This is a genomic window from Streptomyces azureus (assembly GCF_001270025.1).
Taxonomy (GTDB): Bacteria; Actinomycetota; Actinomycetes; order Streptomycetales; family Streptomycetaceae; genus Streptomyces; species Streptomyces azureus.
This window is the reverse complement of the sequence record NZ_DF968282.1, coordinates 14,535-34,884: the sequence shown is the minus strand read 5'-3', so window position 1 is coordinate 34,884 and position 20,350 is coordinate 14,535. Positions and strand designations below refer to the sequence as shown.

Sequence of the window (20,350 nt, the reverse complement as noted above, 5' to 3'; positions counted from 1 at the left end):
CGTGCCCGTCACCGCCCGCGCCGTCGTACGCCTCGAACCGGTCCGGCCCGTTCACACCGCACCCCTGTATCCGGGCGGTGCGCCGGGTGCCTCGGAGTCGTGGGCGGTGGACAGGAGTTGCAGGCCCAGGCGGAGACGGCGGCGGGCCTCGTCCTCGGTGATGCCGAGGTCGGTGGCGGTCTGGCGGTAGTCGCGGCGCTGGAAGTAGGCCCGCTCCAGGGCCGAGCGCAGCGGGACCGGCATGGACTGGACGATGTAGTCGGCGCGGGCGGCGACCGAGGCCCGGCGCACCCTGTTCTCCAGCTCCTCCAGGGTGCCCGAGCCTTCGCGGGCGAGTGCGGCGGTCTCGGTGGCGCGCAGGCGCTGGACGGCCAGGCGGTGGGTCAACGTGGCGACCCAGGTGCGCAGAGGACCTTGTCTGGGGTCGTACGCGTCCGGATGCTCCCAGACGTGGACGAAGACCTCGCGCGTGATGCCGTCGGCGGCGCGTTCGTCGCCGAGGACGCGGTGGGCGAGGCCGTGCACGAGGGAGGCGAACCGGTCGTAGAGCTCACCGAGGGCGGCGGCCTCCCCTCGGGCGAGCCGCTGCTGCATCTTGCGGTCCCAGCGAGGCGGTACGTCCTTTTTCGCCATGCGGCTCCCTCACCCCCTGCTCATGTGCCGCGCCCGTGCCCTGTCCAGCCTGTGTCCGCCGTCTCCCCGAATGTAGTCGGCACGCCCGGTGGCGCACGCCCCTTTGTGGCAATGTGCGCCCCCTGACCGGCCGCAGGTGGTAGGGGGACCACCGGCGCTCGTGCCGGGTGCCGTCAGGCCGCGCCTACCCATCCGCCCTCCGATCAGACTTGACTGAAGTGGATCGAACAGGATCGAAGTCGACTAAAACAAGCCTCTTCTGTGAGGGATCCGTTTTTCGGGTTGTGTTTCAGGGAACGGCCGCTGGGCAGCCGCGCTGCAAGGAAGCGTAGGGACTGCTTCCGTTTTTGGCGATCGAAGGGCGTGGTGGTGACCTTCAAAGTGACCGGCGGCGAGCAGGGCGAATGGGCCGTGCTCCAGGTGTCGGGCGAGCTGGATCTGGTGACGTCGCCGGTGCTGCGTCAGCGTGTGCACGACGCGGTGGCCGAGGGGCACCACTGCCTCGTCCTCGACCTGTCCGAGGTGTTCTTCTGCGATTCCAGCGGCGTCGGCGTCCTCATCGCCGCCCGCCGTCTGATCCGCTCCTGCCAGGGCCGGCTGCGACTGGTGCTGCCCGCCCGGGGCGCGGCCGACGGGTCGCATGTCAACCGGGTCCTCGGCGCGCTGGGCGTCCGCAGGCTGTTCGACGTGTACGGCGATGTGGACGCGGCCCTGGCTGACGAGGGCGAATCCCTGTCCGCGTGAGGGGCCGGTGACGCACGGTAGGGCGAGTGTTGCCGTTCCGACACGCTGTTGTCCCGGAATTCCCCCGGTCTTGGCACAAGTGACGTTTTCCCGCGCCCGAGCGGCCCCCTCCGTCGTACGCTCCGAGCGAGACGCACCCCACCTGACGTAAGGCGGCCCGAAAGAGACATGGTCAGCAGCGAGTACGAGCGCAGGATCGCCGCCCGGTTCGCCACCTTCGACCAGGACGGCAACGGCTACATCGACCGCGAGGACTTCTACGGCGCGGCCAAGGCGCTGCTCACGGAGTTCGCCGTAGCGGCCCGGTCCGACAAGGGGCAGGCGCTGTACAGCGGCGCCGAGGGCTTCTGGCAGGGCATGGCCGGGATAGCGGACCGCGACGGCGACCAGCGCATCACGCGCGAGGAGTTCGTGGGCGGCGCGGTCAAGCGCCTGCGCGACAACCCCGACCGCTTCGCCGAGATCGCCCGTCCCTTCCTGCACGCATCCCTGGACGTCGCCGACACCGACGGTGACGGCGCGGCGACGGTAGAGGAGGCCGCCCGCGTCCTGAAGTGCCTCGGCGTCCCAGAGGACGTCGCCGGCACGGCCGCCGCCACGCTCGACGCGGACGGTGACGGCAAGGTCGGCGAGGCCGAGGTCGTGTCCGCCTTCGCCCGCTACTTCACCGTGCCCGAGTAGGGTCACGTGCCCGAATAGGGTCACGTGCGCGAAGAGGGTCACGTACCCGAATAGCGCTCGCGTAGCTTGTACTTCAGCACCTTCCGCAGGGTCTCGCCCCGCGGAAGGGCGTCCACCACCTCAAGCCGCTCCGGCAGCTTGTGCACGGACAGTCCCTCGGCGCGCAGGAAGGCGGTCGCGTCCGCGAGCGTCAGGGTCTCGGCTCCCGGGCGCTGTTCCACCACCGCGCACACCAGTTCCCCGCGCGCCGCGTCCGGCAGCCCGACCACCGCCACGTCCCCGACCGCCGGATGCCGGTGCAGCAGGTCCTCGATCTCCTGGGCCGAGATGTTCTCGCCCTTGCGGATGATCACGTCCTTCTGCCGGCCGGTGAGGACCAGGTGCCCGGTGTCCGTCAGGTGGCCCAAGTCGCCCGTGCGCAGGAACCCTTCCTCGTCGAAGGCCTCGGCCGTCTGCCCCGGATCCAGATATCCCCGGCACACGGCCTCCCCGCGCAACCGCACCTCCCCGTCCACGATCCGTATCTCCATTCCCTCCGGCGGCCTCCCTTCGGTCGTGGCCAGCAGCTCGGGGGTGTCGTCCGGCGCCCCCATGGTGATCATCGGCACCTCGGTCATGCCGTAGCCGTGGGTGAGCTGCACGCCCATCTCACGCACGACGGCGTGGTACAGCTCCGGCGGCCTGGGCGCCCCGCCCCCCGCCAGCAGCCGCAGTGAGGGGACGACCGGAACGCCCGGCTGCTTCCGCTGCTCCGCCAGGAACATGGAGTAGAACGCCGTCGAGCCGCCCGCCACCGTCACCCCGTGCCGCCGGTAGCCCTCCAGCGCGTCCGGCAGCGCGAACTGCTCGAACAGCACCGCCGGGAAGCCGTACAGCAGCAGCATCACCGTGTAGTCGGGCCCGCCTATGTGGGCGTAGGGGAAGGCGATCGACCCCACGTCGTCCGCCGTGGGCCGCAGGGTGTGGGCGAGGCAGGAGCCGCCCGCGAGCAGGGAACGGTCCGTGTGCAGCACGCCCTTGGGGACGGAGGTCGTGCCGGACGTCCAGTAGATCCAGCGGACCGCGGTGCCGTCGGAGGGCGGGGGCGGCAGGACGGACGGATCGCCGTCGGGCAGGTCTTCGCACGCCTCGAAGACGCCCTTCGCGCCCAGCCGCCGGGCCATCTCCGTGTGGTCGAAGCCGCGCCACTCGCCCGGCACGGCGAAGAACTCCGCCTTCGACTCCCGCAGCGCGAAGCCGACCTCGCGGTCCCGGTAGAAGGGGATCACCGGCGTCTGCACGGCGCCGAGGCGGGCCAGCGCGAAGGAGAGCAGGGCCGTCTCGATGCGGGTGGGCAGCTGCCAGGCGACCACCGTGCCGGGGCGTACACCCATCCCGTACAGGCCGGCCGCGACCCGCTCGGCGCGCGCGTGCAGGGCGCCGAAGGTGAGCGTGCGCCCCCCGGGTCGCTCGTCCTGGAGGAAGAGCGGGCGGTCGGGGGTGAGGGCGGCGCGCCGGGTGACCAGCTCCCACAGCGTGCGGGACGAACTCAGGGCGTGCGGAATGTCGTTCACGTCTGCCCCCTGCCTCCTTGGCTGACGGATCGTCAGATGGGATGCTATCTGACGCTGCATCAGATAAGTACCGTCCGGCGGAGGGGACCCATGGCGACCGAACTGCCCCGCATCATCAGCGTCGACGACCACGTGATCGAGCCGGCCCACCTCTTCGAGACGTGGCTGCCGGCCAAGTACCGTGACCGCGGCCCCAAGCCGCTGACCGCCGGGATCGGTGAACTCGCCTACGTCGGCGGCAAGTACCGGATCACCATGGAGCCGGACGGCCAGCCCACCGACTGGTGGATCTACGAGGACCTGAAGTTCCCGTACAAGCGCAACATCGCCGCCGTCGGCTTCGACCGGGACGAGATGACCCTGGAGGGCATCACCCGCCAGGAGATGCGGCCCGGCTGCTGGGACCCGAAGGAACGGCTGAAGGACATGGACCTCAACCATGTCGAGGCCAGCCTGTGCTTCCCGAGCTTCCCGCGGTTCTGCGGCCAGACCTTCGCCGAGGCGCACGACAAGGAGGTCGCCCTGGCCTGCGTGCGCGCCTACAACGACTGGATGGTTCAGGAGTGGTGCGGGGACAGCGGCGGGCGGCTCATCCCGCTGTGCCTGATCCCGCTGTGGGACGTCGGGCTGGCGGTCGCCGAGATCCGGCGCAACGCCGCGCGCGGGGTGAAGGCGGTGACCTTCTCCGAGATCCCCACCCACCTCGGGCTGCCGTCCATCCACTCCGGCTACTGGGACCCGTTCTTCGCGGTCTGCCAGGAGACCGGGACGGTCGTCAACATGCACATCGGGTCCTCGTCCCAGATGCCGGCCGCCTCCCCGGACGCCCCGCCCGCCGTCCAGGCCTCGCTCAGCTTCAACAACGCGATGGCGTCGATGATGGACTTCCTCTTCAGCGGGGTGCTGGTGAAGTTCCCGCGCCTCAAACTCGCCTACAGCGAGGGGCAGATGGGCTGGGTGCCCTACGCCCTGGAGCGCGCCGACGACGTCTGGGAGGAGCACCGCGCCTGGGGCGGCGTCCGCGACACGGTCCCCGAGCCGCCGTCCACGTATTACTACCGGCAGATCTTCTGCTGCTTCTTCCGCGACAAACACGGGGTGGCGTCCCTGGATGTGGTCGGCCGCGACAACGCCACCTTCGAGACGGACTACCCGCACGTCGACTCGACCTTCCCGCACACCAAGGAGGTCGCCCTCGACCATGTGCAGGGCCTCGACGACGAGACGGTCTACAAGCTGATGCGCGGCAACGCCATCCGGATGCTGGACCTGGACCTCGACCGCTGATGGACCTGTCGGACACGCCCGAGGAGGAGGAGTTCCGGGTCCGGCTGCGGGAGTGGCTCGCGAAGACGCTCCCCGGCCTCCCGCCCAAGCCGTCCCCCGACGACTGGGCCGGGCGGCGCTCCTACGACCTCGGCTGGCAGCGCAGGCTCTACGACGCCGGATACGCCGACGTCCACTGGGACGCCTCCCCGGCCACCCGGCTGATCTTCCTGGAGGAGACGGAGAAGGCGGGCGCGCCCTACGTCGGGGCCAACTTCGTCGGGTTGCTGCACGCCGGCCCCACGATCGCCGCCGAGGGCACGGACGGACAACGGGCGCGCTGGCTGCCGCCGATCCTGCGCGGCGAGGAGGTCTGGTGCCAGGGCTTCAGCGAACCGGACGCCGGCTCCGACCTCGCGGCCCTGCGCACGCGCGCGTGGCGCGACGGCGACGACTACGTGGTGACCGGCTCCAAGATCTGGACCTCCCACGCGGAAGTCGCCGACTGGTGCGAACTGTTGGTCCGTACCGACCCGGAGGCGCCCAGGCACCGGGGCATCACCTGGCTGGGCATGCCCATGGACGCGCCCGGCATCACCGTACGGCCGCTGCGCACGCTCGCCGGGCCGGCCGAGTTCGCCGAGGTCTTCCTCGACGAGGTGCGGGTGCCGGCGGGGAACCGGGTCGGGGACGAGAACGACGGCTGGCGCGTGACCATGGTGACGCTGTCCTTCGAGCGCGGCACGGCCTTCGCCGGGGAGGTCGTCGCCTGCCGCCGTGTCCTCGGCGAACTGGCTGTCGAGGCCCGCGAGAACGGCCGCTGGGACGACCCGGCGCTCCGGCGCCGGCTGGGCAGGCTCAACGCCGAGTTCCGGGCGCTGTGGCGGCTGACCCAGTGGAACGTGAGCGCGGCTCAGGCGTCGGGCGGAGTGCCGGGCGCCGGAGGCTCGGTCTTCAAGCTGCGGTACTCACACGCCCGCCAGGAGCTCTACGACGCCGCCGCCGAGGTACTGGGTGCCGACTGCCTCGACCTGGACCGCCCCTGGACGCTGGACCGCCTCTCCTCCCTGTCGTACACCATCGCGGCCGGCACCTCGCAGATCCAGCACAGCATCATCGCCGAGCGGATCCTCGGCCTGCCGAAGGGACGGTGACCGTGCGCTTCCGGTTGACGGACGACCAGCGAGCGTTGCGGGAGGGGACGCGGCAGCTGCTGGCGCGGCGCTTTTGCGGGGAGGCGCTGCGGGGGGCTGTGGAGAGCCCTGGGCGGCTCGACCGGGCGTTGTGGCGGGCGCTCGGAGAGGCCGGGTTCTTCGCGTTGCGGTTGCCGGAGGCGGAGGGCGGGGTGGGACTCGGGCTGCCGGAGGCGGTGTTGGTGTTCGAGGAGGCGGGGCGGGCGCTGCTGCCCGGGCCGTTGATCGCCACCCATCTCGCGGCCGGTGTGGTGCCGGGAGCCGCCACCGGGGAGACGGTCGTCTCGGCGGTGGACGGCGGGCTCGTGGAGTGGCCGGCGGAGGCCGACGTCGTACGCGGCGACACCACCGGAGCCGTGCCGGTGCGCTCCCTCGACCCGTTGACGCCGCTGCACCGCCTGCCCGGCGGAGCGGCAGCGGACCCGGATCCCGCCGCCGTCCTCCTCACGGCCGCCGAGCAGCTCGGCACGGCCGCCCGCGTCTGCGAACTCGCGGTGCAACACGCCCGGGCTCGCGAGCAGTTCGGCCGGCCCATCGGGGCCTTCCAGGCGGTGGCACATCTGTGCGCCGGGATGCTGGTCCGGTCGGAAACGGCCCGCGCGGCGGTGTACGCGGCCGCCGTCACCGCCGACCCGGTCGACATCGCCGCCGCCCGCCTGCTCGCCGACGAGGCCGCCGTGCGCGGTGCCCGCGACTGCCTCCAGGTGCACGGCGGCATGGGCTTCACCTGGGAGTCCGAGGTTCATCTGCATCTGAAACGCGCATGGGTTCGAACGCAACGTGCGGGCGGATTTACGCAGAGTGAAGAGACTCTCGCGGCAGCTCTGACGGCTGGAGCGGCCTGACAGGCCGTCTGGCTGCGGTGTCACCGAATGTGCCCGCGAGGATGTCGCGGATCGTGGCACACCGTGATCACGGAGCGTTGATATCGGCTCGTGTCCTCGGTGTGACTCGTTACGGCCCGGAGTCGACTGCCCGCTCGGGTACCTTGTGTGAGATGCGAGTGGCTCAGAGCGCAGCGCGCCCCAGTGGCGCCGCCTGTTCGACTCCCCGCAGCGAGCGTCGCACAGTATGCCGCACGGGTACTCCTTCGCGCTGGAATATGCCCGAAGCGCTTGTTGGGGTGACTGTACGTCAACCATGCTGTCCCACAAGGGATTCACGTTCCGTGATCCTCGTCCCGGCCGTTGTTCTGGCCATGCAGAAAATGGCTACGATCGTGGCCTTCGTGAGGCGCGAGCCTAAGTGTCCGCCGGTTCGGATGGTGTGAGCGGTGCAGGTGCTTCAAGTGCAGCTGGAGATCCGGCCCGACCCCGCAGAGGTGGGGCGGGCCCGGCGCTGGGCCCGCTCCCGCCTGGCCGGGTCGGGCATACAGGCCGACGAGCCGCTCGCCGAGACCCTGGTCCTGCTCGTCTCCGAGCTGGTCACCAACGCCGTGGTGCACACCGGCCGGCCCGCCGTGCTGCGGCTGTCCCTGCCGCACGCGGTGACGGCGGAGGCCACCGTCCGTCTCGAGGTCGCCGACCGCAGCGGCCGGGCCCCCGTGCCCCGGTGTGCTGAGGACGACGCGACCGGCGGCCGGGGCCTCGCCCTCGTCGACGGCCTCGCCGACCGCTGGGGCTGGAGCGTCGAGAGCACCGGCAAGCGCATCTGGTGCGAACTGGACCGGTGTTCGAAGTCCTCCGAGGTCACGGCGGCGTGCGGGGGCGGCGCGGTGGCGTGCGGCGGCGAAGCGGCCTTCGAGGGGCTGGCATACGAGGCTGTGTAGGGCCAGGGCGCTTCGGGGAGCCCCGGGCGCGTGGTCGAGAGGTGCGGTGTACGGCGCGGCACATGCCGCGCGGTGTTGCGGCGGAGCCGGGGCACGGTCGCACGGCAGCTCCGCCGTTCTTGTCATGGCATGCGGCGATGCGCCGGGATGTGCTTCCGTGCGCGCCTGAGGCGAAAGCCGCATAAGCAACAAATCTCCGAATGGGTGTTGACGCCTCGTGACCGTTTGCTCACGCTTGTGAGCAGCGATTCGCCGTGAGGGGACGGCGAGGGCTGCGACGACGGCGGCCCTCGGCGAGTGTGAGTCGTGATTCGGCGTCGGCTCCCTGTCAGGGTCACGGGAGCCGGGGCGGGAGCGCCGGAGTCGGGTGGCGGCGCGCGCTGCCGTGCTCGGGGCGAGCAGCGCGGCGCCGCCATCCAGCTTCAGCGGCGGGGTGGCGGCCGTCGAAATTTGAGGCTGCGGGGCGGTGGCGTGGCTGGCGGTTTGATGGGCGGCCTGGTGTGCCGGCCTGACGTGCCGGCCTGGTGTGCCGGCCTAGAGAACGGCGACCGGGGCCACCGGAGAGCCGGTCGCTCCCGTGAACGGCTCGGGTGTCGCCGCCAGCAGGAACGCGTAGCGGCCCGTTTCTCCACAGGCTGTGGACAACTTTTCGAAGTTCCAGTTCTGGCCCTGCGGCATCCCCATCTCCACGAGGTGGAGGGCGTGCACGGGCAGCCACAGGTCCTCCACCTCGGGCGGGAACACCTCGAAGCTGAGGGTGTCATTGGCGACCGCCGCCACATCGCGCGCGTGGAACCACTCCGGCGTCCGGATCGACAGTCCCGGCGACGGATACGCGTACCCGTGCCGGTCCCCGGCCAGACAGAGCTGGACCTGCCCGGTCCGCACGAGCACGACGTCGCCGGCCCGCACGCGCGTACCGGCCAGCTCCTCGGCCGCGTCCAGGTCCTCGGGCGTGACGGCGTACCCGCCGTCGAGCCGGTCCGTGCCCCGGGCCCGGGCGACGTCGAGCAGCACCCCGCGTGAGACGAGGTGCCGGACCTTGCCGATGCCGCTGAACTCCGCGCCGCCGTGCGGGGTGATGGAGTTCGCCGGGCGGCCGTTGTAGAGCCTGCCCGAGTGCGAGACGTGCGGCAGCGCGTCCCAGTGGGTGGCGGCCTGGAGCCCCATGGTCACGACGTCGTCGCTGCACGCGACGGTGCCCGGGCCGAAGAGCTCCTGGTTGATCTGCACCATGACGTGCAGCGGGTCGATCCGCCCCGGGATCATCCCCGTCTGGACGCCGTCGCGCCGCAGGGGCAGCGCGAGCGGGATCCGGCGACCGGTGCGGACCGTCGCCGCGGCCTCCCGGACGACCTCGTCGGTGATCAGGTTCAGCGTGCCGAGCTCGTCGGCGGCTCCCCAACGGCCCCAGTTGTTCACGCGCTTGGCGATGTCGTGGAACGCGTCCGGCAGCGACATGAGTCCTCCCCGGGGCTTGTGTTCCCGTATCTGACGGGTCGTAGAATCTGGGGGTCTGCGATATCTAACGGTCCGTCAGAAACCGTGGGACGGGAAGGGGCCGGGCGTGGGGAACTTCTTGGCAGGCAAGGTCGTCGCCGTCACCGGCGCCGGGCGGGGCATAGGCCGGGCGGTCGCGCTCGCGTCGGCGGCCGAGGGAGCGAAGGTCGTCGTCAACGACTACGGCGTGGCGGTCGACGGCGCCTCGCCGACCAGTGAGGTCGCCGAGGCCGTGGTCAAGGAGATCGAGGCGGCGGGCGGGGACGCGGTCGCCGTCGCCGACGACATCTCCACCATGGCGGGCGGACAGCGGGTCGTCGACGTGGCGCTGTCGTCGTACGGGCGGCTCGACGGGGTGGTCTGCGTGGCCGGGATCCTCCGGGAACGGATGCTGTTCAACATGACCGAGGAGGAGTGGGACCCGGTCGTCGCGACGCACCTGAAGGGCACGTTCACGGTGTTCCGGGCCGCCTCGGCGGTGATGCGCAAGCAGCGCGCCGGCACGCTGATCGGCTTCACCAGCGGCAACCATCAGGGGTCGGTGTCACAGGCCAACTACAGCGCGGCCAAGGGCGGGATCATCTCGCTCGTGCGGAGCGCCGCGCTGGGGCTGCACAAGTACGGGGTGACCGCGAACGCGGTGGCGCCGGTGGCGCGTACGCGGATGTCCGCGGGCGTCCCGATGGAACTGGCGGAGATCGGGGAGCCGGAGGATGTCGCCGCGCTGGTGGTGTATCTGCTGTCCGACGGGGCTCGGGAGCAGGGGATCACCGGGCAGGTGTACACGGTCGCCGGGGCGAAGATCGCGGTGTGGGCGCAGCCGAGGGAGTTGCGTGCGGCGTATGCCTCCGGCGGTTGGACCGTGGAGAGGATCGCGGAGTTTCTGCCCGGGTCGGTGGGGGTGGATCCGATGCCGATGCTGCAGCGGGTGCGGGAGATGGAGACGGCGGCGCGGGAGGGGGAGCGGCCGAACGCCCAGTAGCTCGGAGGTGCGTGTGGTGTGGCGGCTGCGGGTGTGACGTGGCTGGTCGCGCAGTTCCCCGCGCCCCTCAGGGCCTCACCTCAAGCCCAGTCACCGGAATGAGGCGGCAACCGTGGATTTCGGGTTCACGCAGGACGACGAGGACTTTCGTGCCGAGGCTCGTGCCTGGCTCGACGCGCACGCCAAGGGTGCAAGAGACCGACGCTCCTGGGAACGCACCCTCGGAGCAGCCGGCTGGATCGGGATCGGCTGGGGCGCGGACGGCTACGGAAATCGCACCGCCACGCTCACCCAGCAGGTCGCCTGGGCCGAGGAGTACGCCCGGTCGGCCGCGCCCCCGCGCTCCGGCCACATCGGTGAGAACCTCCTGGCACCCACGCTCATCGCGCACGGCACCGACGAGCAGAAGGCCCGCTTCCTGCCCCCGATCGCCGCCGGCGAGGAACTCTGGTGCCAGGGCTACAGTGAACCCGGCGCCGGCTCGGACCTGGCCGGTGTCCGTACCGCGGCCGTGCGCGAGGCGGACGGCCGTACCTACCGCGTCACCGGGCAGAAGATCTGGACGTCACTCGCACACGAGGCGGACTGGTGCTTCGTGCTCGCCCGCACCGAGCCCGGGTCGGAGCGGCACCACGGACTGACCTTTCTCCTCGCCCCCATGGACCAGCCGGGCCGGATCGAGGTGCGCCCCATTCGGCAGATGACGGGCACCAGCGACTTCAACGAGGTCTTCTTCGACGGCGTGCGCGCGGAGCATGTCGTCGGTGGGGAGGGCAACGGCTGGCGCGTCGCCATGAGCCTCCTCGGTTTCGAGCGGGGCGTGTCCACCCTGGCGCAGCAGATCGGGTTCGCCGTGGAGCTGGATCGTGTGGTGCGGGCGGCCGTGGAGTCGGGTGCGGTGGGGGATCCCGTCGTACGGGAGCGGCTCGTCCGGCAGTGGGCCGAGCTGCGCACCATGCGCTGGAACGCCCTGCGCACCCTGGGCGGTTCGGGCGACGCGGGGGCCCCGAGCGTGGCGAAACTGCTGTGGGCCGGCTGGCATCAGCGGCTCGGGGAGCTGGCGGTGCTGGTGCGGGGCGCGGCGGCGAGCGTCGGTCCGGCGAACTGGTCGCCCTCGTCGCCGTACGAACTGGACGCGGCACAGCACCTTTTCCTCTTCTCGCGGGCCGACACCATCTACGGCGGCTCGGATCAGATCCAGCGCACGATCATCGCCGAGCGTGTGCTCGGTCTGCCCAGGGAGCCCAAGGGAGCCGCGTGATGCGAGGCGTGATCTTCGACGGGAAGCAGGTCCGGGTCGTCACGGATCTTGAGGTGCGGGAGCCGGGGCCGGGTGAGGTGCGGGTCGCGATCTCGGCGGCGGGGCTGTGTCACAGCGATCTGTCGGTGGTGGACGGGACCATACCCTTCCCGGTTCCTGTGGTGCTGGGACACGAGGGAGCGGGTGTGGTGGAGGCGGTGGGGGACGGCGTCACTCATGTCGCGCCCGGGGATCACGTGTCCCTGTCCACGCTCGCGAACTGCGGTACGTGCGCGGAGTGCGACCGGGGACGCCCGACCATGTGCCGGCAGGCGATCGGGCGTCCGGGCCGGCCGTTCCGTCACGCCGGCCTGCCGGTCCACCAGTTCGCCGCGAACTCGGCGTTCGCGGAGCGCACAGTCGTGAAGGCCGTACAGGCGGTCCGTATCCCCGGGGACATTCCCATGGCGTCGGCGGCGCTCATCGGGTGCGGGGTGCTGACGGGGGTGGGCGCCGTGCTGAACCGGGCGCGGGTGGACCACGGTGACAGCGTCCTGGTGATCGGGGCGGGCGGCATCGGCCTGAACGTGTTGCAGGGGGCCCGGCTCGCGGGTGCCCTGCGGATCGTGGCCGTCGACGCCGACCCGGCGAAGGAGGAGGTGGCACGCCGCTTCGGTGCGACGCACTTCCTCACCTCGGCGGAGGGCGTGCGGGACATCCTGCCCACGGGCGCGGACCACGCCTTCGAGTGCGTCGGGCGTGTGGAGCTGATCCGCCAGGCGATCGACGCACTGGACCGGCACGGCCAGGCGATCCTCCTCGGGGTGCCGCCGGCCACGGCCGAGGCGTCCTTCCGCGTCTCGTCGATGTACCTCGACAAGTCCATCCTGGGTTGCCGCTACGGCTCCTCCCGCCCCCAGCGGGACATCGCCCTCTACGCGGACCTGTACCGCCAGGGCCGCCTGCTGCTCGACGAACTCGTCACCCGGACCTACCCGGTCGAGGACTTCGAGAAGGCGGCGGCGGACGCGGGGGCGGGGCGGGTGGCGCGCGGGGTGCTCACGTTCTGACGGCCGCCGCCCGGCCCTTTTCCGTCCTTTCCGGTCCTTCCCGGTCTTTTCCGGTTCGGAAGGTCCGCCGGTAGGCGGTGGGCGTGACGCCGAGCGCCGCCTGGAGGTGCTGGCGCATCGACTGGGCCGTGCCGAAGCCCGCGTCGCGGGCCACCTGGTCGACGGTGCGGTCGGTGGACTCCAGCAGGTGCCGGGCCCGTTCCACGCGCTGCTGGGTGAGCCACTGCCCCGGGCTGACGCCGGTCTCCTCGCGGAAGCGGCGGGTGAACGTGCGGACCGACATGGCCTCCTGGGCGGCCATGTCGCGCAACTGGATCGGCTCGTGGAGACGGCCCAGGGCCCAGGCGCGGGCGGTGGTGGTGGAGGCCTGCTGCGGATCGGGCACCGGCCGCTCGATGTACTGCGCCTGCCCGCCGTCGCGGTGCGGCGGGACGACCGTGCGGCGGGCCACGTCGTTGGCGACGGCGGCGCCGTGGTCGCGGCGCACCATGTGCAGGCACAGGTCGATGCCGGCCGCGACGCCCGCGGAGGTCAGCACGTCGCCGTCGTCGATGAACAGCACGTCCGGGTCGACCTCGACCCTGGGGAAGAGCCGCTGGAGACGCTCGGCGTCGGCCCAGTGGGTGGTGGCGGGGCGGCCGTCGAGCAGGCCGGCGGCGGCGAGGACGTAGACGCCGGTGCAGATGGAGGCCAGCCGTGTGCCGGGCCGGAGATGGGCGAGGGCCGCGGCCAGTTCCTCCGTCAGCACGCCCTCGGTGTAGACCGGGCCGAGTTCGTACGACGCCGGGACGATCACCGTGTCGGCGTCGGCCAGGGCCTCCGGGCCGTGCGCGACGTGGATGGCGAAGTCGGCGTCCGTCTCGACCGGGCCCGGCGGCCGGACCGAGCAGGTCACGACCTCGTACAGGTGCCGTCCCTGGGCGTCCCTGGGACGGCCGAAGATGCGGTGCGGGATGCCCAGTTCGAAGGGCAGCAGCCCGTCGAGGGCGAGGACGACGACGCGGTGGGGGCGGAAGCCGGCGGCCGGGTCCGGGCCGGAGTGGCTGGCCGATGTCATGGCCCGATCCTATCGAATGCTGTCCTCCGGGCCACTCGATGGAGCGTGTCGAAGGCCGGAAGCTCTGTGTCGTGACCCAGACAAGCGAAGCAGCAGCAGTCGTGCCGCAGCCGGCGAAGCCGAGCCGCGGCGGCCGTGGACGCGTGCACCGGGCCTGGTTCGTCGCCGCCGTCACCTTCGTGACGATCATCGGCGCGGCCGCCTTCCGTTCCGTGCCGGGCCTGCTCATCGACCCGTTGAACGACGAGTTCGACTGGTCGCGCGGCACGATCGGCGCCGCCGTCTCGGTCAATCTCGCGCTGTACGGTCTGACGGCCCCGTTCGCGGCGGCCCTGATGGACCGCTTCGGCATCCGCCGGGTCGTCGCGGTCGCCCTGACGGTCATCGCGCTCGGTTCGGGCCTCACGGTGTGGATGACGGCGGCCTGGCAACTGATGCTGTGCTGGGGCCTGCTCGTCGGCCTCGGCTCCGGCTCCATGGCGCTGGCGTTCGCGGCGACCGTCACCAACCGCTGGTTCACCGAGCGGCGCGGCCTGGTCAGCGGCATCCTCACCGCCGCGTCCGCCTCCGGGCAGCTGATCTTCCTGCCCCTGCTGTCCTGGATCGTCGAGCGGCACGACTGGCGCCCGGCGGCCGTGACGGTCGCGCTCGCCGCCCTCGCGGTCGTCCCGTTCGTCTGGCTCCTGCTGCGCGACCACCCCGCGGACGTGGGCCTGAAGCCGTACGGCGCGACCGAGTTCGTACCGAAGCCCGCACCGGTCCCCGGCGCCGCCCGCCGGGCCGTGACCGTCCTGTTCTCGGCCGCGCGCACCGGCCCGTTCTGGCTGCTCGCCGGCACCTTCGCGATCTGCGGCGCCTCGACCAACGGCCTGATCCAGACCCACTTCGTGCCCGCCGCCCACGCCCACGGCATGCCCCTGACGACCGCGGCCTCGCTGCTCGCCGTCATCGGCGTCTTCGACGTCGTAGGCACGATCGCCTCCGGCTGGTTCACCGACCGCTTCGAAGCCCGGCGCCTGCTCGCCGTCTACTACTCCCTGCGGGGCGTCTCCCTGCTCTTCCTCCCCCTGCTGCTGGTGACGCCCAGCGTCCAGCCCCCGATGATCTTCTTCATCGTCTTCTACGGCCTCGACTGGGTCGCCACCGTCCCGCCCACCCTCGCCCTGTGCCGCGAGCAGTACGGCGAGGACAGCGCGATCGTCTTCGGCTGGGTCCTCGCCTCCCACCAGGTCGGCGCCGCGCTGGTCGCCTTCCTCGGCGGCGTCGCCCGCGACACCTTCGGCTCGTACGACGTGGTGTGGTACGCGTCGGGGGCGCTGTGCGCGGTGGCGGCGTTGATGGCGTTGGTGATCCGGCGGCGGCCGATGGGTGAGGCGACCTTGGCCTGAAATGTGTGTGCGGCGCGCTTTCTGGTCCGGGTGGCCGCGTCGCCCGCTGCCACCCGGCGCGGAGAGACCGGATCGGAGCAGGTGGCATGAACCGGCTGAGCCCCTGAACTCGTGACCATGGGGCGTTTGTGCCGGATCTACGGGCGAGGGCCTGACCCGCACCGCGGGCAGCGGTGCGCAGACTCCTCATCGGAGTTGTTCCGCCTCCGGCACTCCCGCACCTGGTATGAGCCCTCGCCTCGTGAGGCGAGGGCTCACCCGTGCCCGGTCTACTTCGTCCCGAGGTAGTAGCTGACCTGCGGTGGCTGGTTGTAGCCGGTGTTCTGCCAGGCCACGCCCGTGCGGTACACCGGGTCGTGCATCAGGGTCGGCAGCCGGTACTCGGTCGGGTGCGGGGTGCTGTAGAGCCGCAGCGCCGTGGAGTCGGCGTTCCTCCAGATCATCTCCTCGCGCCAGTCGCCGAGCAGGTCCGCGGAGAGCGCCGGGCTGCCCTTGGTCCAGTTGTTGGACTTGGCGTCCTGGTCGTGCCAGATGCGGGAGAGCTCGCTGTCGCCGTCGTACTTCAGGACCTGGCCGTAGCCGGACTTGGCCGAGCCTGACCAGCGGTGATCGAGCAGTTCACGGTTGGCGTCGCCGTCCCACCAGATCGCGAAGTTGTACGAGGCGCCGCCGCCGAACCCCGGCACGCTGTCGCTTATCTTCTTGCCGGCCGCCGTGTAGAGTCCGCCGCCGCTTGACCAGCACTCGGTGCCCGCGTGCTGCCTGGTCAGGTCAGCGCAGATGCCGCGGCCGACGTCCGTGCCGGTCTTCTGGCCCCACAGGACCTGGCCCGTCTTCGCGTCGTGCATCTCGAAGCCGTACGCGGAGTCCTTGTGCTCGTGCACATTGAAGGACTCCAGGCCGGGTCGCGCCGGGTTCAGGTCGCCGACGTGCAGGGCGTCGCCGTGTCCCAGTTTCGTGGTCCACAGGCCCGAGCCGTTGTCGTCGACGGCCATCGCGCCGTACATGATCTCGTCCTTGCCGTCACCGTCGACGTCGGCGACCGCGAGGTTGTGGTTGCCCTGCTGGTCGTAGCCCTTGCCGCGGTTCGACGAGCTGTTGCTGTCGAACTTCCAGCGCCGGGTCAGGTCCGAGCCGTTCCAGTCGTACGCGGCGAGTGCGGTCCGTGCGTAGAGGCCGCGGGTGAAGACCATGCTGGGCTTGGTGCCGTCGAGGTAGGCGGTGGCGGAGAGCAGCCTGCCCTCGCGGTTGCCCCAGGTGTCGCCCCAGTCGGCGGCGGAGCCGCGGGCGGGCTCGAAGGGCACGGAGTCCATCACCTTGCCGCTCGCGCCGTTGAAGACGGACAGGTATTCGGCTCCGCTGATGACCGCGCAGTTGTTACTGAGGTGCGAGGCGTTTCGGTCGCCGATGACGGTGCCCGCTGCGTCCTTCGATCCGTCGGAGGTGCGGACGGCCATCTCGGCCTTGCCGTCGCGGTCGTAGTCGAACACCTGGAAGGAGTCGTAGTGGGAGCCGCTGCGGACGTTGGTGCCGAGGTTGACCCGCCAGAGCCGCTTGCCGCTCAGCTCGTAGGCGTCGTAGACCGTCGGCCCGGTGCAGGTGCCGGAGTTGGCGACGTCGGTGGCGTTCGACGGCACCCACTTGACGACCAGCTCGTACTGGCCGTCGCCGTCCAGGTCGCCCGTCGAGGTGTCGTTGGCGGAGTAGGTGTAGGCGACGCCGTCGCGGGTCGTGCCTCCGGCGGGTTTCTGCAGGGGGATGTCGAGGTGTCCCGACCCCCACACGCGGGCCTTCCCACCGGGCTTTTCCTTGCCGTTGACGACGGCACGGATCTCGTACGTCGACGCTGGACCGCCGCGGGCGTCGAGGTAGTTGGTCTTGTGTGTCTCCTCGATGAGTTCACCGCCCCGGTAGAGCTTGAAGGAGACGCCCTCCGGGTCGTTGCCGAGCATCCGCCAGGTGACGAGCGTTCCGCCGTCCGCGGGCACCGCGACCAGACCGCGGTCGAGGCGCTCCGCGATCCGGGCGGCGGCCAGGGCCTTCGTCGCCTTGTTGGCGGGCGCGGGCAGCACGTCGGCAGCGTCCGCGAACCGGTCCAGGGCCAGGGAAGCGCCGGTGCCGACGAGGACGGCGGCGAGAGCCGCCGCGAGCAGTCGGCCTCTGCGGCGGCGGTGCGTTGGGGGTGGGGCGAGGGACATCGAGACCTCATAGGCCGGGGGCAGTGACACCTGTTGGTCGCCGCCGCTGCGTGAAAGGTTGCCGGTTCAACGGCCCGGGCTGGGTCACAGGGCCCGGCCTCAGTCAAGACCGGTCACCCGCGCAGGCCGCCCCGCAGGCGGGCGCGGAAGCGACGAGGAAGAACCCGGCTCGTCGGCTGCCGCCCGGCCCTGACTGTGACGAACTCGCCGCCGGCCTGAAGGAGAAGTACGACGCGGGCCCCTCCGTCCGCGCGTCGGCCGAGGAGACCGGTCGCACCCTTGGAATTGATCACCAGGGAGCCGTGCACCGCCTCCTGGGAGAAGCCGCCGCCTTCGGCGCCCGCGGCGGGGCCACGCGCGAGAAGGCCGCGGCCTGAGCACCGCGCCGGACGGCCCGGCAGCGCGGCGTGCCGCGCGCCGGTGGGACGCCAAAGGCGAACCAGGAACCGGCAGGGGCAGTGCGGTGGGGCGCTGCACAGCGTGACACCGAGCGGCGGAGCACGCAGGCCGCACGCGCCCGTCCCGCACAAGGTCCTGGCGCAGGCGGTCCGCACGCGAACCGCCGCCCCCTCTTGCCGCCGAGCCCCGGTCAGTACGCGGTGGGCCAGCCGCCGCTCCACTTCAGCAGGTTGAGGCCGAGCTTTGAAGTACCGCGGTCCCTGCCGTCGTAGTAGTGGTAGACGAGCAGGTCCTTGCCGCCGTCGCGCATGATGTCCTGCCCGCCGGGGCCGATCACGGATCCCTGTGACGCCATGACCACGGTGCCGCCGTTCTTGTTCATCGCGACGCCGTTGCGGTCGTGGTAGGGCCCGGTGGGGCTGGTGGCCCGGCCGACCTTGATCTTGTACGTGGAGGCGGTACCGCTGCAGCAGGTGTCGTACGAGGCGAAGAGGTAGTAGTACCCGTTCCGCTTGACCACGGTCGGGCCCTCCACCGCCCTCGCCCCCGTGGTGCGCGAGGCGAGCGAGTGGCGGGTGGTGTCCTTGGCATGCTGCTTGCCGGTCTTCGGGTCGAGGCGGATCATCTTGATCCCGCTCCAGTGGGAGCCGAAGACCAGCCACCACTTGCCGTCGTCGTCGACGAACAGGTCGGGGTCGATGGCGTTGTAGTCACTGCTGGACGTGGAGGAGTGGACGATGCCCTGGTCCTTCCAGCTGCCCGGCATCCCGGTCGTGGAGGTGGCGAGACCGATGGCCGAGGAGTTGGAACGGAAGCGGGAGACGGAGTAGTACATCAGGTACCGGCCGCCGTGATAGGAGAGATCGGGTGCCCACGGATCGTTTTCGGGCGAGTAGCGCGACCACCAACGGGGCGGTGACGAAAAGGCGTTGCCGTTGCGGCTGAAGGCGACGCGGTCGGTGGAGGTGCGGAACTCCAGGTAGCCGTGGGTGGAATGGAGCAGGTAGCGCCCGTTGGGCGCGCGGAGCATGGTCGGGTCGTGGACGACGACGTCGCCGGTGACCCTCCCGGGGCCGGGGTAGGCGGACGCGCCCGACGTGCTCTGCCCGGCGGCCGCCGCGGCCTTCGGCTGCGCGTCCTCTCCGAACACCCCGAAAGCCGTGCCGTAGGCCATGGCCCCTGCGGCGGTCAGCGCCAGCGCGACCCCTGCCAGCAGGGCCGTCTTCTTTCTGCGGTGCCGCGCCTTGCCGTGGCCGTGCAGCTCAGTCATGCGTGTTTTCCCAATCTGTACTTACGTGGGGGGCGCCCGTGAGGAACGGGCTGCTCAACGGTTGCCGCCGAGTGGAGAATGGTTGCCGTCCCGCCGGCCGTCGCTCGGCGATGGGGTGGGCCGGTCGTGTCTCGCCCGTACGCATGCGCGGTCGGCCTATCCTGAACCCGGCTACTTCTTCGCCACTCGGAAAGGTCCGTTGATGACAGTCGGCATGGCCCTCGGTGACGTGGTCGTCGTGACGTCGCAGGTTCGTTCGCGTTCGGCCTTCCGAGGAGTTTGCCGTGTCCACGATTCACTGGATCGATGCTCAACCCCGTTCCGCCCGCTGGCATTCTGAGTCCGGGCTGCCCCTGCCCCGACGGGTCGTCGTCGCCGACGACCGGATGAAGGCCGCCGTCGCCTACCGGCTGGCCTGCGAGGGCACCGCGTTGTTGTGGCGTGGGGATTTCCAGAACGCGCGCCAGTTGCTGCGCGCGATGGACCGCCGTGTCGGTCGGGCCGCGCCGGGTGCGGCGGGCACACCGGCCGAGACCTTCCGTCTGTACCGCCGGTTCCGGGCTCACCGTGCCCGCGTGCTCGGCAAGTTGCTCGTGTTGTTGGAGGAGGAGCACGTACTGGCTCTGCGCCGGGCGCCTGATGTGCGACTGGCGTGTACCGAGGCGTACGGGCCGTCCGGCGGGCCCATGGCCGTCGCCCTCACCGAACTGCTGGGTGTGATCAGTGCCCAACAGTGGCGGGAGAAGGGTGTGTACGTTCCGGCGCTGGGTGCCCGGGTCCATCCGTACTACGGGGTGTTCGCGCCGACGAGGGGCGAGTACGTCGATCTCGTCGCGCGGGCGCCGCTGCCGCGTGGTGGCGGTGTGCGGACGGCGTTCGACCTGGGCACGGGCACCGGTGTGCTCGCCGCCGTGCTCGCCCGGCGCGGTGCCGGGCAGGTGGTGGCTACGGACGTCAGCGCGCGGGCGCGGGAGTGTGCGAGGGACAACGTACGGCGGTTGGGAGTCGAGCGGGCGGTCCGCGTCACCGGCCCCGAGCTGTATCCCGAGGGGCGTGCCGATCTCGTGGTGTGCAACCCGCCCTGGATCCCCGCCCGTCCCGCCTCCGACCTGGACCTCGGCGTCTACGACGCGGGCGGCGGCATGCTCCACGGGTTCCTCGACGGGCTCGCCGGGCGGCTGGAGCCGGGCGGTGAGGGCTGGCTCGTGCTGTCCGACCTGGCCGAGCGCCTCGGGCTGCGCAGCCGGGAGGAGCTGATGGCCGCCGTGGAGGGGGCCGGGCTGCGGGTGGCCGACCGTCTGGACACCCGGCCGCGTCACGCGCGCGTGAGGGACACGGACGATCCGCTGCACGCCGTACGGGCCGCCGAGGTCACGTCACTGTGGCGGCTGGCCGTCGCCTGATCCGT

At 71.4% G+C, this 20,350-nt stretch carries 18 protein-coding genes; 12 read left to right on the top strand and 6 right to left on the bottom strand.

All coding sequences use genetic code 11. From position 1 onward, the window contains the following. Positions 1–51: 51 nt before the first annotated feature. Positions 52–633, bottom strand: a complete 582-nt coding sequence (locus tag AOQ53_RS17855) for a sigma-70 family RNA polymerase sigma factor (protein ID WP_059418461.1) — start codon at positions 631–633, stop codon at positions 52–54. 363 nt (positions 634–996) lie between these two features. Here AOQ53_RS17855 and AOQ53_RS17850 point away from each other — a divergent pair, with 363 nt between their 5' ends. Beyond that, a complete protein-coding gene (locus tag AOQ53_RS17850) occupies positions 997–1,377 on the top strand; it encodes an STAS domain-containing protein (protein WP_059418459.1) in 381 nt (126 codons plus the stop codon). A gap of 168 nt (positions 1,378–1,545) precedes the next feature. Next, on the top strand, positions 1,546–2,058 hold the full coding sequence (locus AOQ53_RS17845; RefSeq protein ID WP_059418457.1) for an EF-hand domain-containing protein: 513 nt from the start codon (positions 1,546–1,548) through the stop codon (positions 2,056–2,058). 38 nt (positions 2,059–2,096) lie between these two features. On the opposite strand, the gene AOQ53_RS17840 is transcribed toward AOQ53_RS17845, so the two are convergent. Further along, positions 2,097–3,611, bottom strand: a complete 1,515-nt coding sequence (locus AOQ53_RS17840; RefSeq protein WP_059418455.1) for a class I adenylate-forming enzyme family protein — start codon at positions 3,609–3,611, stop codon at positions 2,097–2,099. A gap of 90 nt (positions 3,612–3,701) precedes the next feature. Between AOQ53_RS17840 and AOQ53_RS17835 the strand changes: the two genes are divergently transcribed. The 4 genes from AOQ53_RS17835 (at position 3,702) to AOQ53_RS17820 (ending at position 7,838) form a co-directional block, all read left to right on the top strand. Beyond that, positions 3,702–4,898, top strand: coding sequence for an amidohydrolase family protein (locus tag AOQ53_RS17835; protein ID WP_059418453.1), 1,197 nt, complete (start codon positions 3,702–3,704; stop codon positions 4,896–4,898). After that, positions 4,898–6,031 (top strand): acyl-CoA dehydrogenase family protein, encoded by a 1,134-nt coding sequence (locus AOQ53_RS17830; RefSeq protein ID WP_059418451.1) that lies wholly within the window; start codon positions 4,898–4,900, stop codon positions 6,029–6,031. Before AOQ53_RS17835 ends, AOQ53_RS17830 begins: the two co-directional genes overlap by 1 nt. 2 nt (positions 6,032–6,033) lie before the next feature. After that, on the top strand, positions 6,034–6,915 hold the full coding sequence (locus tag AOQ53_RS17825) for an acyl-CoA dehydrogenase family protein (RefSeq protein ID WP_059418450.1): 882 nt from the start codon (positions 6,034–6,036) through the stop codon (positions 6,913–6,915). Between the two features lie 443 nt (positions 6,916–7,358). Further along, positions 7,359–7,838: an ATP-binding protein gene (locus AOQ53_RS17820; protein WP_059418448.1), complete on the top strand. Its 480-nt coding sequence runs from the start codon at positions 7,359–7,361 to the stop codon at positions 7,836–7,838. A gap of 534 nt (positions 7,839–8,372) precedes the next feature. On the opposite strand, the gene AOQ53_RS17815 is transcribed toward AOQ53_RS17820, so the two are convergent. Next, positions 8,373–9,299 carry a cyclase family protein gene (locus AOQ53_RS17815; protein ID WP_059418446.1) on the bottom strand — a complete coding sequence of 309 codons (927 nt, stop codon included), beginning with the start codon at positions 9,297–9,299 and terminating at the stop codon, positions 8,373–8,375. Between the two features lie 106 nt (positions 9,300–9,405). Here AOQ53_RS17815 and AOQ53_RS17810 point away from each other — a divergent pair, with 106 nt between their 5' ends. The 3 genes from AOQ53_RS17810 (at position 9,406) to AOQ53_RS17800 (ending at position 12,630) form a co-directional block, all read left to right on the top strand. Further along, the gene (locus tag AOQ53_RS17810) at positions 9,406–10,320 is read left to right on the top strand and encodes an SDR family NAD(P)-dependent oxidoreductase (RefSeq protein ID WP_059418444.1); all 915 of its coding nucleotides are present in this window, start codon (positions 9,406–9,408) and stop codon (positions 10,318–10,320) included. Positions 10,321–10,432: 112 nt separating this feature from the next. Continuing rightward, positions 10,433–11,581: an acyl-CoA dehydrogenase family protein gene (locus AOQ53_RS17805; protein WP_059418442.1), complete on the top strand. Its 1,149-nt coding sequence runs from the start codon at positions 10,433–10,435 to the stop codon at positions 11,579–11,581. After that, positions 11,581–12,630, top strand: coding sequence for a Zn-dependent alcohol dehydrogenase (locus AOQ53_RS17800; protein WP_059418440.1), 1,050 nt, complete (start codon positions 11,581–11,583; stop codon positions 12,628–12,630). Before AOQ53_RS17805 ends, AOQ53_RS17800 begins: the two co-directional genes overlap by 1 nt. Here the strand turns inward: AOQ53_RS17800 and AOQ53_RS17795 are convergent. Next, positions 12,620–13,687, bottom strand: coding sequence for a GlxA family transcriptional regulator (locus tag AOQ53_RS17795; RefSeq protein ID WP_059418438.1), 1,068 nt, complete (start codon positions 13,685–13,687; stop codon positions 12,620–12,622). The two genes, AOQ53_RS17800 and AOQ53_RS17795, sit on opposite strands and share 11 nt — an antisense overlap. A 71-nt stretch (positions 13,688–13,758) precedes the next feature. Here AOQ53_RS17795 and AOQ53_RS17790 point away from each other — a divergent pair, with 71 nt between their 5' ends. Beyond that, entirely contained in the window at positions 13,759–15,075 is a 1,317-nt protein-coding gene (locus AOQ53_RS17790; RefSeq protein ID WP_059418467.1) for an MFS transporter, read from the top strand. A 269-nt stretch (positions 15,076–15,344) separates the two neighbouring features. On the opposite strand, the gene AOQ53_RS17785 is transcribed toward AOQ53_RS17790, so the two are convergent. Next, positions 15,345–17,273 (bottom strand): rhamnogalacturonan lyase, encoded by a 1,929-nt coding sequence (locus tag AOQ53_RS17785; protein WP_078945365.1) that lies wholly within the window; start codon positions 17,271–17,273, stop codon positions 15,345–15,347. Between the two features lie 176 nt (positions 17,274–17,449). On the opposite strand from AOQ53_RS17785, the gene AOQ53_RS41215 reads away from it, so the two are divergent. After that, positions 17,450–17,650, top strand: coding sequence for a helix-turn-helix domain-containing protein (locus tag AOQ53_RS41215; RefSeq protein WP_078945367.1), 201 nt, complete (start codon positions 17,450–17,452; stop codon positions 17,648–17,650). A gap of 212 nt (positions 17,651–17,862) precedes the next feature. On the opposite strand, the gene AOQ53_RS17780 is transcribed toward AOQ53_RS41215, so the two are convergent. Further along, positions 17,863–18,942 (bottom strand): arabinan endo-1,5-alpha-L-arabinosidase, encoded by a 1,080-nt coding sequence (locus tag AOQ53_RS17780; protein WP_236711717.1) that lies wholly within the window; start codon positions 18,940–18,942, stop codon positions 17,863–17,865. Between the two features lie 284 nt (positions 18,943–19,226). Here AOQ53_RS17780 and AOQ53_RS17775 point away from each other — a divergent pair, with 284 nt between their 5' ends. Then, positions 19,227–20,345: a methyltransferase gene (locus AOQ53_RS17775; protein ID WP_059418436.1), complete on the top strand. Its 1,119-nt coding sequence runs from the start codon at positions 19,227–19,229 to the stop codon at positions 20,343–20,345. Positions 20,346–20,350 lie beyond the last annotated feature (5 nt).

What these genes read in the sequence shown, in the direction of transcription:
- AOQ53_RS17845 (WP_059418457.1), top strand. Translation starts at nt 1,546, where the DNA reads ATGGTCAGCAGCGAGTACGAGCGCAGGATCGCCGCCCGGTTCGCCACC.
- AOQ53_RS17780 (WP_236711717.1), bottom strand. Translation starts at nt 18,942, where the DNA reads ATGACTGAGCTGCACGGCCACGGCAAGGCGCGGCACCGCAGAAAGAAG.
- AOQ53_RS17830 (WP_059418451.1), top strand. Translation starts at nt 4,898, where the DNA reads ATGGACCTGTCGGACACGCCCGAGGAGGAGGAGTTCCGGGTCCGGCTG.
- AOQ53_RS17795 (WP_059418438.1), bottom strand. Translation starts at nt 13,687, where the DNA reads ATGACATCGGCCAGCCACTCCGGCCCGGACCCGGCCGCCGGCTTCCGC.
- AOQ53_RS17800 (WP_059418440.1), top strand. Translation starts at nt 11,581, where the DNA reads ATGCGAGGCGTGATCTTCGACGGGAAGCAGGTCCGGGTCGTCACGGAT.
- AOQ53_RS17815 (WP_059418446.1), bottom strand. Translation starts at nt 9,299, where the DNA reads ATGTCGCTGCCGGACGCGTTCCACGACATCGCCAAGCGCGTGAACAAC.
- AOQ53_RS17835 (WP_059418453.1), top strand. Translation starts at nt 3,702, where the DNA reads ATGGCGACCGAACTGCCCCGCATCATCAGCGTCGACGACCACGTGATC.
- AOQ53_RS17785 (WP_078945365.1), bottom strand. Translation starts at nt 17,273, where the DNA reads ATGTCCCTCGCCCCACCCCCAACGCACCGCCGCCGCAGAGGCCGACTG.
- AOQ53_RS17855 (WP_059418461.1), bottom strand. Translation starts at nt 633, where the DNA reads ATGGCGAAAAAGGACGTACCGCCTCGCTGGGACCGCAAGATGCAGCAG.